The organism is Devosia insulae DS-56, from assembly GCF_000970465.2.
In the GTDB taxonomy this organism is placed as follows: Bacteria; Pseudomonadota; Alphaproteobacteria; order Rhizobiales; family Devosiaceae; genus Devosia_A; species Devosia_A insulae.
Window position 1 is genome coordinate 1 of sequence record NZ_LAJE02000205.1, and the last position, 14,455, is coordinate 14,455.

The window sequence follows — 14,455 nt, forward strand, 5'->3', positions numbered from 1 at the left end:
AAGTTAGGGTCGTGCCCCACCCACCGGGTCATTCCCGCGAAAGCGGGAACTTCTGTTTTCTTGGCCTGCGGCACGATCGCAAACGGAGTTCCCCGCTTTCGCGGGGATGACACCGAGTTTGGGGAGACCTGCAGAGCCTCGGGTCGCATACCCGGCGTCACCCCATTGGGGAGCTAAGGTGGCGTCCATCAGGCCAACCGAAATCGCTAGCTTAGCGCATATGAGCGAAAGCTGGGATGACACCGGTGGTGGGGTGAAAGTAGCGATGACGAAGCTAAGCGCCACCTGGATACGCCACATAGGCAAACCGCCGGCTGTCCGGCGCCCAGGAGTTGACGTTGATCGTCCCCTGGCCGCCGTTGAAGCCGATGATGTCGCGGGTGCCGGTGCCATCGGGGCGCATGAAGCGGAGGATTACGTCCTTGTCGGCTGGGTGGCCCTTGGTGCCGGGCGGGTAGCTCAGATAGGCGATCGACTGGCCGTCGGGGGCGAAATGCGGGAACCAGTTTACCCGCTCGTCGAAGGTGATCTGGGTCAGCTCCGAACCGTCGGTGCGCATCTTGAAGATCTGGGCGTGGCCGGGCGAGCCCTGCTCGGAGTTGAACCAGATCCACTGGCCGTCGCGCGAATACTCGGCCCCATCGTTGGGCAACAGCACGTCGGTCAGCTGCGTATCCGGGCCGCCGGCGGCCGGGATGGTCCAGATGTTCACCTTGGCCCACTGGTTATTGCCCACCGCATTGATGCCGACATAGGACAGCGTTTTGCCGTCGGGCGAGATGCCGTGCAGGTAATAGTGGTGACGGTGCGGATAGCTGTTCGATACCCGCCGCGGCGTGCCCCCGGTGATCGGCAGGGCATAGAGGTGCCCGTCGTCGGAACTCACATAGACCGTAGAACCATCGGGCGACAGCACATGGTCGTTGTTGAGGTCGCTGAGTGGTCCGGTGTCGAGCTTCTCGATCTCGCCAGTGCCGTCGGCGGCGATGGTCCAGAGCTCGCCACCGGCGTTGAACACCAGGGTCTTGCCGTCGGGCGTCCAGTTCGGGGCTTCGATGATCTCGTCGGCGGTGAACAGCACCTGCCGGCTGCCGCCATCGAGGTCGATGATAACAAGTTCCGAAACCTGGCCCGGCAACAGGCTGCGGCCGCGGCGGGCGAAGTTGGGTCTCTGCGGCACGTCGAATCCTCCCCGGGGGTTTTCCGGATAGTGGCAGTGGAACGGGCGGCAGCGGAATGGTTCCCGCGGCGATTTTTCTTTTCACCATGGTAGCGGTCGGCGCGAAGCGCGTTATGCATGTCCGATCCGGAGGCCCGATCGCATGACATTGCCGCAGATGCTGTCCTTTGCCGTGGTCGGGCTGATGATGGTGGCGTTTATCTGGGGCAAGCTGCGCTACGACCTGGTGGCCGCGCTGGCACTGCTGATCGCGGTGATAGTGGGCGTGGTGCCAGCGGAGAAGGCATTCTCGGGCCTGTCGGATGATATTGTCATTATCGTCGGCAGCGCGCTGGTGGTGAGCGCGGCGGTGTCGCGTTCCGGCATTATGGACATTGCACTGGCGCGGATCGCGCCGAACGTCTCGGCGCCACGCATGCAACTGCTGATCCTCGTCACCGTGGTCGCGGTGCTGTCGGCCTTCGTCAAGAATATCGGGGCGCTGGCGATCATGATCCCCATCGCGTTCCAGATGGCGCAACGCTCCGGCGTCTCGCCGTCGCGCTTCCTGATGCCGATGTCGTTCGCGGCGCTGCTCGGCGGGCTGATGACGCAGATCGGCACATCGCCCAACATCATCGTGTCGCGGGTGCGTGAGGACCTCACCGGCACCAGCTTCCACATGTTCGACTTTACCCCGGTCGGGTTGGCGCTGGCTGTCGCCGGGGTGATCTTCCTCGTCTTCTTTTACTGGCTGCTGCCTGAGCGCAAGCGCGAGGGGTTGGCGGTCGGTGAGGCGATCGAGATCAAGAACTACACCACCGAAGCAACGGTCGGCGCCAACTCGGCCGCGCTCGAAAAGACCGTCAGCGACCTGCACAAGATGGCGGGCGGCAAGGCGATGGTGACCTCGATCGTGCCGGCCAAGGGCGGCCGGCGAACGCCGTTCCCCGATGCGGTGCTGCGCGATGGCGATCGGGTGATCGTCGAGGGCGAGCCCGAGGCACTGGACCGGATGATCGAGCGGGGTGGGCTGTCGCTGTCGGACCGGACGCACGCACCGGGGCTCGACCTCGTCACCATCGAGGCGATCATCGGCCCGAACTCGCCGCTCGCGGGCAGCACGGCGCGCGACTTCGCGCTGTTCGAGCGCACCGGCATCAACCTGTTGGCGGTCAGCCGGCGTGAGCGGCGGTTCTCGGAGCGGCTCGGGCAAATCCAGTTGGAGGAGGGAGACGTGGTGCTGCTGCGCGGCAGCCGGGCGCAGATGGGCGAGCAGCTGCGTGATCTCGACGCGCTGCCCTTGGCGGAGCGCGACCTGCAACTGGGTAGCGTCCGCAACCGACTGCTGCCCATCGGCATCCTCGGGGTGGCGATGCTGGCGACGGCACTGGGCTGGGCGCCGGTGCCGGTCGCTTTCTTCGCCGCAGCGGTGCTGATCGTCGCCAGCGGGGCGCTGCCGCTGCGCGACATCTACCGGCAGCTCGACGGGCCGATCCTGATCATGCTGGCGGCGCTGATCCCGGTCAGCGACTCGTTGCGCGAGACCGGGGCGACCGACCTGATCGCGGCGTGGCTGGGGCAGGTGTCGGTGGGGCTGCCACCGATCGGCGCCCTGGCGGTGATCCTTGTGGCGGCGATGGCGGTGACGCCGTTCCTCAACAATGCGGCGACAGTGCTGGTGATGGCGCCGATCGCCGCGACCTTCGCCACCGACCTCGGCCTTCGGCCCGAGGCGTTCCTGATGGCGGTGGCGATCGGCGCCGGCTGCGACTTCCTGACGCCGATCGGGCACCAGTGCAACACGCTGGTGATGGGGCCGGGCGGCTACCGCTTCGGCGATTACTGGCGGCTCGGGCTGCCGCTTTCCATCCTCGTCATCGTCATCGCGGTGCCGCTGCTGCAACTGGTCTGGCCGTTAACCTGAGGTGGTGTTGCCCCGCGCGCCCGCTTCCCCTACATACGGCGCTCGCAATTCAAGCTACCAGCGGCGGGAGCAGTGCCCTCATGGCGCGCCAGTTCATCTATCACATGCACGGAATGTCCAAGGCCTATGCCAGCGGCAAGAAGGTGCTCGACAACATCCATCTGAGTTTCTACCCCGACGCCAAGATCGGCGTGCTGGGTCCGAACGGCTCGGGTAAGTCGACGCTGCTCCGCATCATGGCCGGCATCGATACCGAGTTCACCGGCGAAGCCTGGGTGGCCGATGGCGCCAAGGTGGGCTACCTGGCGCAGGAGCCGCAGCTCGACCCGGCGCTCGACGTCAAGGGCAACGTCATGACCGGCGTCAAGGAGAAGAAGGACGTCATCGATCGCTACAACGAGCTGATGATGAACTATTCCGACGAGACTGCCGACGAGGCGACGCGACTGCAGGACATCATCGACAGCCAGAACCTCTGGGACCTCGACAGCCAGGTCGAAGTCGCAATGGAGGCGCTGGGCTGCCCGCCGGGCGAGTCATCGGTCGATACGCTGTCGGGCGGCGAGAAGCGGCGCGTGGCGCTCTGTGCGCTGCTGCTGTCGAAGCCCGACCTGCTGCTGCTCGACGAACCGACCAACCATCTCGACGCCGAGACCACGGCGTGGCTGGAAAACCACCTGCGCGAGTTCGCCGGCGCGGTGCTGATCATCACCCACGATCGCTACTTCCTCGACAACGTCACCGGCTGGATCCTCGAGCTCGATCGCGGTCGCGGCGTGCCCTACGAGGGCAACTACTCTGCCTACCTCAATGCCAAGGCCAAGCGGTTTGCGCAGGAGCAGTCGGAAGACGCGGCCCGCGCCAAGGTGCTGGAGCGCGAGCGCGAATGGATGGGCCAGAGCCCGCAGGCCCGCATGGCCAAATCCAAGGCGCGTATCCGGGCCTATGACGAGCTGGTGAAGGTCAACGAGGCCCGCACCCTGTCGTCGACGGCGCAGATCATCATCCCGCCGGGTGAGCGGCTCGGCCAGAACGTCATCGACATTGACGGGGTCACCAAGTCCTACGGCGACCGGGTGCTGATCGACAACCTGACCTTCAAGCTGCCGCCGGGCGGCATCGTCGGGATCATCGGCCCGAACGGCGTCGGCAAGTCGACGCTGTTCCGCATGATCACCGGGCAGGAGAAGCCGGATTCCGGCGCCATCACTGTCGCCGACAACGTCAACCTCGGCTATGTCGACCAGAGCCGCGATACGCTCGCGCCGAACAAGACGGTGTGGGAGGAAATCTCGGGCGGCAACGAAATCCTGATGCTGGGCAAGCGCGAGATGAACTCGCGCGCCTATACCTCGGCGTTCAACTTCAAGGGCGCCGACCAGCAGCAGAAGGTAGGCAACCTCTCAGGTGGGCAGCGCAACCGCGTGCACCTCGCCAAGATGCTGAAGTCGGGCGCCAACGTGCTGCTGCTCGACGAGCCGACCAACGACCTCGACACCGAAACTCTCGCGGCGCTCGAAGAGGCGCTGGAGGAATTCGCGGGCTGCGCCGTGATCATCAGCCACGATCGTATGTTTCTCGATCGGCTGGCCACGCACATGCTGGCCTATGAAGGCAACAGCCACTTCGAGTGGTTCGAAGGCAACTTCCAGGACTATGAGCAGGACAAGATCCGACGCCTGGGCGCAGACTCGGTGAACAACCACCGGGTCACGTACAAGAAGCTGACGCGGTAACTATCGGCTGGAGGTTGGCTGCTCATAAGAATAGCCAACCTTACGTGGGACTATTCGCAGGGCGCCGTCGACCGGTCGAACGCGCAAAACGTCTCCGTCTCCGGCCTCACGCGAGTGTGGGCTCGATCGTTGGCAGCGTCCTCGACGAGCTAGGTGAGTTCACCATCCACAACGAACCTATGGGCCGCCGCCTCGCTAGGAAAGCGCGCGACGGCCTTGTACTCGGGGTAGTGTTCGGCGGTTTCCGGAGAGACCAAAACGACGAACTCGTCGCCATCTTGCTCGATCACCTCGGTTAGGTCTTCGCTTTCATGAGGGGACCAATGGCGCGATCCGGACGCCGGGCAGTCGTCGTCGCAGCAACAGGACCAATCATCCTCCCATTCGGTATCGCAACTGTCACAATGATAATGGTTGAGATACCATGCCATTTGCGCCCTCGAAGCTATCGACCCAGGCGCAAACGGTACTGCCCCCTTCCGAGGAAATCCAGATAGCCGTTGTCTCTTAACACTTGCAGTTGTTGACGGATTTTTGGGCGAACGTTGTTGTTGTTCGGGTATGCTGTGTGGAGGCGCTGCTCGAACGCATAGACATCTTCCAGTGCGAACTCTGGCCGGTCGATTGCCTCGACGGCCTTCATTACCTCGATCAGCCAGCCACGCGCGTCGACTCCTTGGTTGCGCAAAAACAGGGTCTGCTGCCACTTGGCCAACACCAAGTCCTTCGACTCCGGCTGGCCGTTCCGAAGAACGAATATGCGGCCGCTTTCGGGGACCTTGCTTAACAGGATGTTCGAACCGATCCAGCCGGCGCGACGCGCTGTTGCACTCAACGGCTTGCGCTGCTCGATGATGTCAGGAACGAAGAAGTGCTTGGGAACGACGCAGACGTTGCGGACCTCACGCTGGTCCCGGTCATATTGGAGCAACATTAGGTTTGGGTTGCTTGCAGATGCCAGACGCTCGATCTTCGTGAAGTAGGCTCCATCCGCGACACGCGAGCCGAAAACCTTACGCTGCGACTTTACTTCGTACTGATCGGAGCAATTGGGGCAGAAGAAGTCGGCCACTGGGCTGTTAGCCGGGAACTGGCTGAGGCGCGGCGCGCCGCAGTTGGTGCAGAACATCCAGTCCGCAACCCATCGCTCCGTCCAAACGCGTGCCTGTTGGGACCCGCTATCGAACGGACTCTGCGATTCTTCGAACCCAAGTTTCATAGCCTAACGCTAGCATGGCGAGCGCAGCACGCCAGCGCAGCAGGAACTGCTTTCCTGCCCCGGAACCGCGCTATCACAGTCGGACAGCGTCGGTATCTCTGCCAGGTCGTCAGTCCCTGTCGCTGTCCAACCGAAGCATATCCCCGCCTTCGCCCAACGAGATCAGCCCCGTCTTGCTATAGAGATCCAGCTTGGCGCGGGTGTCGGCGATATCGAGGTTGCGCATGGTGAGCTGGCCGATGCGGTCGGCAGGCGTGAACGGCGCGTCCTCGACCTTTTCCATGCTCAGCCGCTCCGGCGCATAGGTGAGGTTCGGGCTCTCGGTGTTGAGGATCGAGTAGTCGTTGCCGCGGCGCAGCTCGAGCGTCACCTCGCCGGTGATGGCGTTGGCCACCCAGCGCTGGGCGGTCTCGCGCAGCATCAGGGCCTGCGAGTCGAACCAGCGACCCTGGTAGAGGAGGCGCCCCAGGCGCATGCCGCTGATGCGGTATTGCTCGATGGTGTCCTCGTTGTGGATGCCGGTGACCAGCCGCTCGTAGGCGATGTGCAGCAGCGCCATGCCCGGCGCTTCGTAGATGCCGCGGCTCTTGGCCTCGATGATGCGGTTCTCGATCTGGTCGCTCATGCCGAGGCCATGGCGGCCGCCGATGGCGTTGGCTTCGAGGAACAGCGCGACGGGATCGGCGAAGCTCTGGCCGTTCAGCGCCACCGGCTGGCCCTCCGCGAAGCGCACCACCACCTTCTCGGCCGGAACGCTCACGTCGTCGCGCCAGAACGGCACGCCCATGATCGGATTGACGATCTTGATGCCGGTGTCGAGGCTCTCGAGATCCTTGGCCTCGTGCGTGGCGCCCAGGATATTGCTGTCGGTCGAGTAGGCCTTTTCGGCGCTCATCTTGTAGGCGAAGCCGCGCGCGGTGAGGAAAGCCGACATCTCCGAGCGGCCACCCAGCTCGTCGATGAACTGCTGGTCGAGCCAGGGCTTGTAGATGCGCAGGTTCGGGTTGGTCAGTAGCCCGTAGCGGTAGAAGCGCTCGATGTCGTTGCCTTTGAAGGTCGAGCCGTCGCCCCAGATGTTGACCCCGTCTTCCTGCATGGCCGAGACCAGCATGGTGCCGGTGACGGCGCGCCCGAGTGGAGTGGTGTTGAAGTAGGTGATGCCACCGGTCGAGATGTGGAAGGCGCCGGACTGAATGGCGGCGATGCCTTCGTGCACCAGCTGGGTGCGGCAATCGACGAGGCGCGCGTTCTCGGCGCCGAAATCCATCGCTTTGCGCGGGATCTCGTCATAGTCGGCCTCGTCGGGCTGGCCGAGATTGGCGGTATAGGCATAGACCTTGGCGCCCTTCTGCTGCATCCACAGCAGGGCGGCGCTGGTGTCGAGGCCGCCGGAAAAGGCGATGCCGACTTTTTCTCCCTTGGGCAGGCTTTTCAGGATCGTGCTCACGGGGGGACTCCAGTCGGCTCGAAGGTTTGGCGGGGACATTCTTGGCCCGGGCGAATAACAAATTCCGCGGCGCTCGCATAGCGGCGGGCTGCATCGATTGTTCGGCCGCAAGCCTCGCGTTTCACAACTTCTGGGGCGCTGCTATGAGACACCGGAACAGCAACGGGATTTGTGACATGGCTGACTGGTCGCCCTCCACCTACCTCAAGTTCGAGGACGAACGGACGCGCCCGGCGCGGGATCTCTTGGCGCAGGTGCCGCTCACTGCGCCGGGGCGAGTGGCGGATATGGGGTGCGGGCCGGGCAACTCGACCGAGTTGCTGGTCGAGCGGTTTCCTGATGCTGAGGTGATCGGGCTCGACAACTCACCCAACATGCTGGCCGAGGCGCGGCAGCGCGTGCCGCAAGCGAGGTTCGACGAGGCGGACGCCAATAGCTGGGTGCCGGAGGCGGGGACCGACCTGGTTTTCGCCAACGCCATCTACCAGTGGGTGCCCAAGCATCTGGTGTCGCTCACCCGCGTCGCTGCCGCCCAGCCGGATGGTGGTGTGCTGGCGGTGCAGATGCCCGACAATATGGCTGAGCCGTCGCACCAACTGATGCGGCAACTGGCCGCCGATGGCCCGTGGAGCGAGCGCTTGAAGCAGGCAGCCCGGGCGCCGCTGCTGCCGGTCCGCGTCTACTACGACGCCCTGCGTCCCACGGTGCGCCGCCTCGAGATCTGGCACACCAACTACAACCACGTGCTCGATGGTCCGGATGCCATCGTCGAGTGGGTCAAGGCCACTGGCCTCCGCCCCTTCATCGATCCGCTGGAGCCAGCCGAGCGCGAGCAGTTTCTCGCACGCTATCTCGGGCTGATCGCCGAGGCCTACCCGCGGACGGTGGATGGTAAGGTGCTGCTGCGCTTCCCGCGCCTGTTCATCGTCGCGGTGAAGTAGGACATCGCCGCGATGTCTGTGCATTGAGTACTCAGCCCACACCGGCGTCATTCCCGCGTAGGCGGGAACCTAGTGGGATGCTGCGACGCCCGCTAACTCTGAGAGATCCCACTGGGTCCCCGCCTACGCGGGGATGACGCCGGTGGGGGAGGCAGGTTGCCATCGAGGCGGCCACTACTCGCGCTGTCGCCTGCCGCTGGCCACTGGCGGCCGGCAGTGCTAGATGCGGCCTTTGTTTGCTTCGAGGCTGATCATGACCTCCCCCTTTGAAATCGACTTCGATGGTGCGCTGATCCGCGGCGAGGCCGCCGGCTTCGGCATTCCGGTGGTGTTCCTGCATTCCGGCGTCACCGACCGGCGCATGTGGGCCGAGCAGATGCGCCAGCTGGCGGCCGAGGGTTATCACGTCATCAGCTATGACCGGCGCGGCTATGGCGAGACCGAGACGTCCGATGTGCCGTTCAACCACCTGGTCGATCTCGAGACCGTGCTTGACCGGCTCAGCGTCCATGCCGCGATCCTCGTTGGCTCGTCGATGGGCGGCGGCCTGGCGATCGATTTCGCGCTGGAGCATCCGAACCGGACGATCGCCCTGGTGCTGATGGGCACAGCGGTGACCGGGGCCGAGGGATACGACGTCGACGAGGAAGTCGAGCAGCTCGAGGAGGCGTTCGAGTATGCGAAACAGCGCGGCAATATCAGCACTGCCAACCGCATCCAGGCGCATGAGTGGCTCGATGGGCCCTATGGCGAAGCGGGGCGGGTGACCGGACCGGTGCGCGAGCTGTTCCTCGCGATGAACGAGATCCACCTCAACCACGCGCCATTGACCCAGGAGGAACGGCCGGAACCGGCGTTCCACAACCTGTCGGTGATCACCGCGCCGACGCTGCTGGTGGTGGGCGAACTCGATTGCTCCGACATCATCGCCATCCACGAAGACCTCAGCGAGGAACTGGAAAACGCCTTTGCGGTGGTGCTCGAGGACACGGCGCATTTCCCCAGCCTCGAGCGGCCCGACCTGTTCGACCCGATCCTGTTCGAGTTCCTCGAAGCGGTGACCGGGCAGGGCGAGGACGACGGGGAAGACGGAGACGATTGAATGCAGACGACATGTGCTATACATGTATAGCAAGGAGTTTTGCTATGCTTGCTATCAGATTGCCGAAGGACATCGAGGATCGCCTTGAGGCGCTCGCCAAGAAGACCGGGCGGACCAAGACGTTCTACGCACGGGAGGCGATCCTCGAGAAAATCGAGGACATGGAAGACTACTACCTCGCCGAGGAACGCATCCTGACCCCCGCAAAGCGCATCAGTTGGGATGAGCTCAAAGCGGAGATGGATAAGGATACTGGCGAGGAAGCTGCTTGAGCCGCTGGCGCATCGAATTTGATGACCGCGCCGCCAAGCAGTTTCGCCGGCTCGGCGTCGTCGACCAGAAGCGCGTACGCTCGTTTCTCGATGATCGGGTGCTACAATCCGACGATCCCCGGGTCCTGGGGAAGTCGTTGTCCGGTCCCATGGCGGGCCTATGGCGCTATCGAGTCGGTGATCTTCGCATCGTCGTGCGCATCGAGCACGATGTCCTCGTGGTTTATGTCGTTGCGATCGACGATCGGTCGCGCGTCTATCGCTGAACAGCGAGAGGCCCAAAACTGCGCCTGAAGGCGCTGGGGCTGACGCCGGTGCGACTGCGGAAATGATGGCGTAGCGTCTCCTGGCTGCGAAAGCCCGAGGCCTCGGCGATGGCGTCGAGGCCGAAATCCGTGGTCTCCAGCAGTTCCTTCGAACGTTCGACCCGTTCGGCGATCAGCCAGGTGAGCGGGCTCAACCCGGTCGCGTCGTTGAAGTGACGAATCAAGGTGCGCTCGGAAAGCCTTGCCAGCTCTGCCATCCGGGCGATGCTCCAATCCTCGTTCAGGCGCTGGCGCAGGCTATCGAGCAGCGGGCCGATGCGGCCACGGCGTTCCCTTGCCACCGGCCGCGCCACGAACTGCGCCTGGCCGCCGTCGCGATGCGCCGGCAGCACCAGCCGGCGCGCCACGGTGTTGGCGATTTCTGCGCCGAAATCCTGGCGGACGATGTGGAGACAGAGGTCAATCCCGGCGGCTGAGCCCGCCGCGGTGAGGAGGTTGCCGTCCTCCGAGTAGAGGATATCCGGCAGAACCTCGATCGAGGGAAACTCCGAGCGCAGGGTGTCGGCATAGCGCCAGTGCGTGGTGGCGCGCCGGCCTTCGAGCAGCCCGGAGCGGGCCGGAACGAATACGCCAGAGCAGAGCGTGGCGATGCGGGCGCCGCGGGCGTGCGCGGCCCGCAGCGCCGCGATCAGCGGCTCGGGGACCGGGGTCATGGCGCCGCGCCAGCCGGGCACCACGATCAGCCCGGCCTCTGCGAGCCGGCCGAGGTCGTGATTGGCTGCGACACTGATGCCGCCGCTGGCGCGATAGGGGCCGGGCTCGATGCCGACGATCTCGTGCGTGTACCAGTCGAGATGTGCGAATTCCGGCCGCGTGAGGCCGAAGACTTCGACGGCGATGCCGAACTCGAACATGCAGAGCTGATCGTAGGCGAGGATGGTGACGTGGCGGTTGGGCTTATCCATGATGGCGGTATCCTACCGTATATTGGCATTCCCGCCACTGACCTATCATGCCGATTTCCGGCAAGTTCTGGCCATTGGAACGCCTCAGGAGGCCCGAATGACCAGCAATGTCGCCCTTGTCCCTGCCGCCGCACCCGTCGAGGCGCTACAGCACTTTTCCCGCAAGCTCGGTTTCGAGACCGATTGCTGGGATGTCCATGACGCGCTCAGCCGTGCGGTCAACGACTTCGTGTTGCTCGATGTGCGCAGCCCGACGCTCTACGCAGGGGGGCACGTTCCCGGCGCGCTGAACCTGCCGCACGGCAAGATCACGGCGCGGAAGATGGCGGAGTGGCCGGAGGGGACGCTGTTCGTCACCTACTGTGCCGGGCCGCACTGCAACGGTGCGGACAAGGGGGCGCTGCGGCTGGCTCAACTCGGCCTGCCGGTGAAGCTGATGATCGGTGGGGTCACCGGCTGGCTGGACGAGGGTTTCGTGCTGGCGACCGGCGAGGCTGTCGGTGATCTCACGCCCCGGCAAGCGGCGGAATAAGTTCCGCCACTGCTGCAAATGCGCTTGCCAGCGGCGCGACTCCAGCCACAAGCTCCGCCCCGAACTAATCCTTGGGAAGGGCTCGAAGAATGAACCGGATACTCCTCGGCGCCATCGCCTCGGCGGTGGTGCTCATCACGCCGGCACTGGCCTGCGAAACCATCACCAGCGCGAAGGTGAAGCTCAGCGCCTGCGTCGACACGACCGGCTGGGCGACGCAGACGCCGGCCGGCGACCAGGAGTTTCTCTACTATTCCAGCGACGAGACCATCGGCTTTGCGGTGATCAACGAGAACGGCGCCTGGCCTGTCTCGCAGTTCCGCGAAGCCATCCTCAGCAATGCAGCGGCAGCGGCACTCGATGCCAAGCCCGAGAACGTCACCATCGTCAGCGAGCGACTGGAGAATATCGGCGGCAAGGCCTGGAACGTGATCGAGTACCAGGTGCAGATCCCCGACGGATCGCTCTTGTTCCAGAATTTCTACTATGTGCAGCCGGGCTTCGGCTCCAGCCAGTTCGTCTACTGGAGCGCTCCCGAAGGCGGCACGTCGGCGGCGTTCCGCGCCGGCCAGATGCTGGCGACGGTGCAGTTCACTCAGTAAGCGAAGGGGCGGCTCACGGGCCGCCCCCTCCATTGTCGGGATAGCGAGTGGTCTCAGATGGCCAGGAGGCCATCGAAGTGCTGGCCGAGCTGGGCCGTGGGCAGGTTGGTCAGGTCCTTGGGCAGTTCGGCGACGATGGTGTCGCGCAGGCCCTTGCTGAACACCGGGCGGAGGTCGCCCAGCGCCGTCGGCGCCGCGGCGACGATCAACTCGTCGAAGGCACGCTGCTGGTGCTTGCGCTCCAGCTCCTCGGCGACGTTCTCGACGAAGCGCCGTTCGCGCACTGCCACTGGATCCGATGACGGTTCGATGGCGCTGCGGCCATGGCCGACCGATGAGAAGCTCCGCCCGGGGCGATCCGCCATGATCTCACCGGCCTTGAGCGGCGTCTGCTCGAACATCAGGTCGTCCACGGCGTGCAATCCCTTGCCGGGGCCGTTGTGCTCGAACACCTTGGCCGTCGCTCCATCGGCGATGAGGATCCAGGTGATCTTGGCTTTCATGGCGTGCTCCTTTGGTGGGTACAAGAAGGCTAACGCAGGACGTGGCGATTGGTTGGATCACCATCAAGGTGGGTTGTTCCCCTAATCACAAACTCTGATTTGTGCCGAGGGCAGGGGCGCTGCTAAAAGGCGGCTCTCACAAGGCCGCCTCCGGCCCGGAAGGACACGTATTGGCGTCCGTCACCAGCACTGAGACTCAAGGCGGCGAAAGCGGCCTCGCCGCGGGCGTCGCGACCTATGTGCTGTGGGGCTTCCTGCCGCTCTTATTCAACCTGTTGAATCACGTCGGCGCGGCGACAGTGGTCGCCAACCGGACCCTTTGGTCGCTTATGGTGCTGGGCGTCATCATGATCCTCGGCGGGCGGATGGCGGAGGTTAGGGCCGCGCTGCGCGACCCGCGTACTGTGACCTCCATGGCGCTGGCGGCGCTGATCCTCGGCGGCAACTGGCTGATCTACATTTATGCGGTCGAAAGCGGGCAGGTGCTGGAAGCGAGCTTCGGCTACTTCATCCTGCCGCTGGTGAACGTGGCAACGGGTGTGCTGCTGCTCGGTGAGCGGCTCAACCGCTGGCAGATGGTGTCCATCGCAATTGCAGCAGTCGCCATCGGCATCCAGGCGGTCTCGATTGGCGGCATCCCCTATGTGGCGATCGGCCTGGCTCTGACCTTCGCGGTCTATGGGTATCTGCGCAAGACCGCCAAGGTTGGCTCCGCGCCGGGTCTGTTCGTCGAAACCATGGTGCTGGCGCCGCTCGCCATCGCCTTTCTCGGCTACAGTTTTTTGCGCGATGGCGGCATCGGCTGGCACGGCGATCCCTACTCGCTGGCACTGCTGGCGCTCACCGGGCCGGCGACGGTGGGGCCGCTGCTGCTGTTCGCTTTCGCGGTGCAGCGGCTGAAGATGACGACCGTCGGCATGCTGCAATATATCGCGCCGTCGATCACTTTCCTCCTCGCCATCACGCTGTTCGGCGAGCACCTCAACGCCGTGCGGCTCGGCAGCTTTACGCTGATCTGGGTGTCGCTGGTGGTCTATACCGCCGATTCCGTAATGCGCCGGCGGCGCGCAGTGGCATGACGGAGCAGATGCCGGCACTGACGCTCGAGGGCCGGGTCGACGGCACGTTCGTCGTCGAGACGGCAGCCGTCGAATCGACGGAACGGCCGGAACTCGTGCTGACCTATGCCGGCATTGTCGGCGATCGGCACGAGGGGCTGGTGCGGCCCAGCAATGCACGGGAGCCGTGGTATCCGCGCGGTACGCCGATGCGCAACGAGCGGCAGCTGTCGATCGTCAGTGCCGAGGAGCTGGCCGAGGTTGCAGCGGCGCTGAACCTCGAACGCATCCTGGGGCAGTGGGTCGGCGCCAACCTGGTGATTTCCGGTATCCCGCATCTGACGCAATTGCCGCCACGCAGCCTGATGATGTTCCCCTCCGGCGCCACCCTCCGCATCGACGGCGACAACGACCCGTGCCGGAAGACGGGCAAGACCATCGCGGCGCAGCATGAGGGCAGATCGGATCTCGAGTTCGGCTTCGTCAAGGCGGCGATGGGGAAGCGCGGGCTGGTCGGCTGGGTCGAGCGCGAGGGAGCGATCCGGGTCGGCGACGCGGTGAGGGTCCGCACCTGGCGGCAGGTGGCTTATCCGGGGCAGCCATTACTAAGTACATAGAATCGCGTGTGAACTTCCCCTCACCCTGACCCTCTCCCCGGAGGGGAGAGGGGACGCACTTTGCGCGGTCAGTGCCACATCGCCCCCTCTCCCCGCTGGGGAGAGGGTC

General features: G+C 64.5%; 16 protein-coding genes. 10 read left to right on the forward strand and 6 right to left on the reverse strand.

Going from position 1 to position 14,455, the window contains the following annotated elements:
• Nucleotides 1-274 precede the first annotated feature (274 nt).
• The gene (locus tag VW23_RS14780) at nucleotides 275-1,180 is read right to left on the reverse strand and encodes a TolB family protein (protein ID WP_069910320.1); all 906 of its coding nucleotides are present in this window, start codon (nucleotides 1,178-1,180) and stop codon (nucleotides 275-277) included.
• 142 nt (nucleotides 1,181-1,322) lie between these two features.
• Between VW23_RS14780 and VW23_RS14785 the strand changes: the two genes are divergently transcribed.
• Entirely contained in the window at nucleotides 1,323-3,086 is a 1,764-nt protein-coding gene (locus VW23_RS14785) for an SLC13 family permease (protein ID WP_069910321.1), read from the forward strand.
• Between the two features lie 80 nt (nucleotides 3,087-3,166).
• Nucleotides 3,167-4,822 (forward strand): energy-dependent translational throttle protein EttA, encoded by a 1,656-nt coding sequence (gene ettA / locus VW23_RS14790; RefSeq protein ID WP_069910322.1) that lies wholly within the window; start codon nucleotides 3,167-3,169, stop codon nucleotides 4,820-4,822.
• Between the two features lie 149 nt (nucleotides 4,823-4,971).
• Here the strand turns inward: ettA and VW23_RS14795 are convergent, their stop codons facing one another.
• The 3 genes from VW23_RS14795 to argG form a co-directional block, all read right to left on the reverse strand.
• A complete protein-coding gene (locus tag VW23_RS14795) occupies nucleotides 4,972-5,253 on the reverse strand; it encodes a hypothetical protein (RefSeq protein WP_069910323.1) in 282 nt (93 codons plus the stop codon).
• Between the two features lie 14 nt (nucleotides 5,254-5,267).
• Nucleotides 5,268-6,041: a DpnI domain-containing protein gene (locus tag VW23_RS14800; protein ID WP_069910324.1), complete on the reverse strand. Its 774-nt coding sequence runs from the start codon at nucleotides 6,039-6,041 to the stop codon at nucleotides 5,268-5,270.
• 109 nt (nucleotides 6,042-6,150) lie between these two features.
• Complete coding sequence (gene argG, locus VW23_RS14805; protein ID WP_069910325.1) at nucleotides 6,151-7,488, reverse strand: argininosuccinate synthase; 1,338 nt, start codon at nucleotides 7,486-7,488, stop codon at nucleotides 6,151-6,153.
• A gap of 176 nt (nucleotides 7,489-7,664) precedes the next feature.
• Here argG and tam point away from each other — a divergent pair, with 176 nt between their 5' ends.
• The 4 genes from tam to VW23_RS14825 all read left to right on the forward strand — a co-directional run bounded on the left by tam (nucleotide 7,665) and on the right by VW23_RS14825 (nucleotide 10,069).
• Nucleotides 7,665-8,429 carry a trans-aconitate 2-methyltransferase gene (gene tam, locus VW23_RS14810; protein WP_069910326.1) on the forward strand — a complete coding sequence of 255 codons (765 nt, stop codon included), beginning with the start codon at nucleotides 7,665-7,667 and terminating at the stop codon, nucleotides 8,427-8,429.
• Nucleotides 8,430-8,682: 253 nt separating this feature from the next.
• Nucleotides 8,683-9,531, forward strand: a complete 849-nt coding sequence (locus tag VW23_RS14815) for an alpha/beta fold hydrolase (RefSeq protein WP_069910327.1) — start codon at nucleotides 8,683-8,685, stop codon at nucleotides 9,529-9,531.
• Nucleotides 9,532-9,575: 44 nt separating this feature from the next.
• A complete protein-coding gene (gene relB, locus VW23_RS14820) occupies nucleotides 9,576-9,803 on the forward strand; it encodes a type II toxin-antitoxin system RelB family antitoxin (RefSeq protein ID WP_069910328.1) in 228 nt (75 codons plus the stop codon).
• Nucleotides 9,800-10,069, forward strand: coding sequence for a type II toxin-antitoxin system RelE family toxin (locus tag VW23_RS14825; RefSeq protein ID WP_069910329.1), 270 nt, complete (start codon nucleotides 9,800-9,802; stop codon nucleotides 10,067-10,069). Before relB ends, VW23_RS14825 begins: the two co-directional genes overlap by 4 nt.
• Here VW23_RS14825 and ftrA read toward each other — a convergent pair.
• Nucleotides 10,060-11,034: a transcriptional regulator FtrA gene (gene ftrA, locus VW23_RS14830; protein WP_069910330.1), complete on the reverse strand. Its 975-nt coding sequence runs from the start codon at nucleotides 11,032-11,034 to the stop codon at nucleotides 10,060-10,062. The two genes, VW23_RS14825 and ftrA, sit on opposite strands and share 10 nt — an antisense overlap.
• A 97-nt stretch (nucleotides 11,035-11,131) precedes the next feature.
• On the opposite strand from ftrA, the gene VW23_RS14835 reads away from it, so the two are divergent.
• The gene (locus tag VW23_RS14835; RefSeq protein WP_069910331.1) at nucleotides 11,132-11,566 is read left to right on the forward strand and encodes a rhodanese-like domain-containing protein; all 435 of its coding nucleotides are present in this window, start codon (nucleotides 11,132-11,134) and stop codon (nucleotides 11,564-11,566) included.
• 89 nt (nucleotides 11,567-11,655) lie between these two features.
• Entirely contained in the window at nucleotides 11,656-12,168 is a 513-nt protein-coding gene (locus tag VW23_RS14840) for a hypothetical protein (protein WP_069910332.1), read from the forward strand.
• Between the two features lie 53 nt (nucleotides 12,169-12,221).
• Here VW23_RS14840 and VW23_RS14845 read toward each other — a convergent pair whose 3' ends face one another.
• Nucleotides 12,222-12,671 carry a host attachment protein gene (locus VW23_RS14845; RefSeq protein WP_069910333.1) on the reverse strand — a complete coding sequence of 150 codons (450 nt, stop codon included), beginning with the start codon at nucleotides 12,669-12,671 and terminating at the stop codon, nucleotides 12,222-12,224.
• A 170-nt stretch (nucleotides 12,672-12,841) separates the two neighbouring features.
• On the opposite strand from VW23_RS14845, the gene rarD reads away from it, so the two are divergent.
• Both rarD and VW23_RS14855 read left to right on the forward strand, forming a co-directional pair.
• Entirely contained in the window at nucleotides 12,842-13,750 is a 909-nt protein-coding gene (gene rarD, locus VW23_RS14850; RefSeq protein WP_176730409.1) for an EamA family transporter RarD, read from the forward strand.
• Complete coding sequence (locus VW23_RS14855; RefSeq protein ID WP_069910334.1) at nucleotides 13,747-14,346, forward strand: MOSC domain-containing protein; 600 nt, start codon at nucleotides 13,747-13,749, stop codon at nucleotides 14,344-14,346. Before rarD ends, VW23_RS14855 begins: the two co-directional genes overlap by 4 nt.
• Nucleotides 14,347-14,455: the final 109 nt, after the last annotated feature.

Bases quoted from the DNA above. Each gene is read 5' to 3' on its own strand.
- VW23_RS14785 (WP_069910321.1), top strand. From the start codon at position 1,323: ATGACATTGCCGCAGATGCTGTCCTTTGCCGTGGTCGGGCTGATGATG.
- ettA (WP_069910322.1), top strand. From the start codon at position 3,167: ATGGCGCGCCAGTTCATCTATCACATGCACGGAATGTCCAAGGCCTAT.
- VW23_RS14795 (WP_069910323.1), bottom strand. From the start codon at position 5,253: ATGGCATGGTATCTCAACCATTATCATTGTGACAGTTGCGATACCGAA.
- VW23_RS14800 (WP_069910324.1), bottom strand. From the start codon at position 6,041: ATGAAACTTGGGTTCGAAGAATCGCAGAGTCCGTTCGATAGCGGGTCC.
- tam (WP_069910326.1), top strand. From the start codon at position 7,665: ATGGCTGACTGGTCGCCCTCCACCTACCTCAAGTTCGAGGACGAACGG.
- VW23_RS14815 (WP_069910327.1), top strand. From the start codon at position 8,683: ATGACCTCCCCCTTTGAAATCGACTTCGATGGTGCGCTGATCCGCGGC.
- relB (WP_069910328.1), top strand. From the start codon at position 9,576: ATGCTTGCTATCAGATTGCCGAAGGACATCGAGGATCGCCTTGAGGCG.
- ftrA (WP_069910330.1), bottom strand. From the start codon at position 11,034: ATGGATAAGCCCAACCGCCACGTCACCATCCTCGCCTACGATCAGCTC.
- VW23_RS14835 (WP_069910331.1), top strand. From the start codon at position 11,132: ATGACCAGCAATGTCGCCCTTGTCCCTGCCGCCGCACCCGTCGAGGCG.
- VW23_RS14840 (WP_069910332.1), top strand. From the start codon at position 11,656: ATGAACCGGATACTCCTCGGCGCCATCGCCTCGGCGGTGGTGCTCATC.
- VW23_RS14845 (WP_069910333.1), bottom strand. From the start codon at position 12,671: ATGAAAGCCAAGATCACCTGGATCCTCATCGCCGATGGAGCGACGGCC.
- VW23_RS14855 (WP_069910334.1), top strand. From the start codon at position 13,747: ATGACGGAGCAGATGCCGGCACTGACGCTCGAGGGCCGGGTCGACGGC.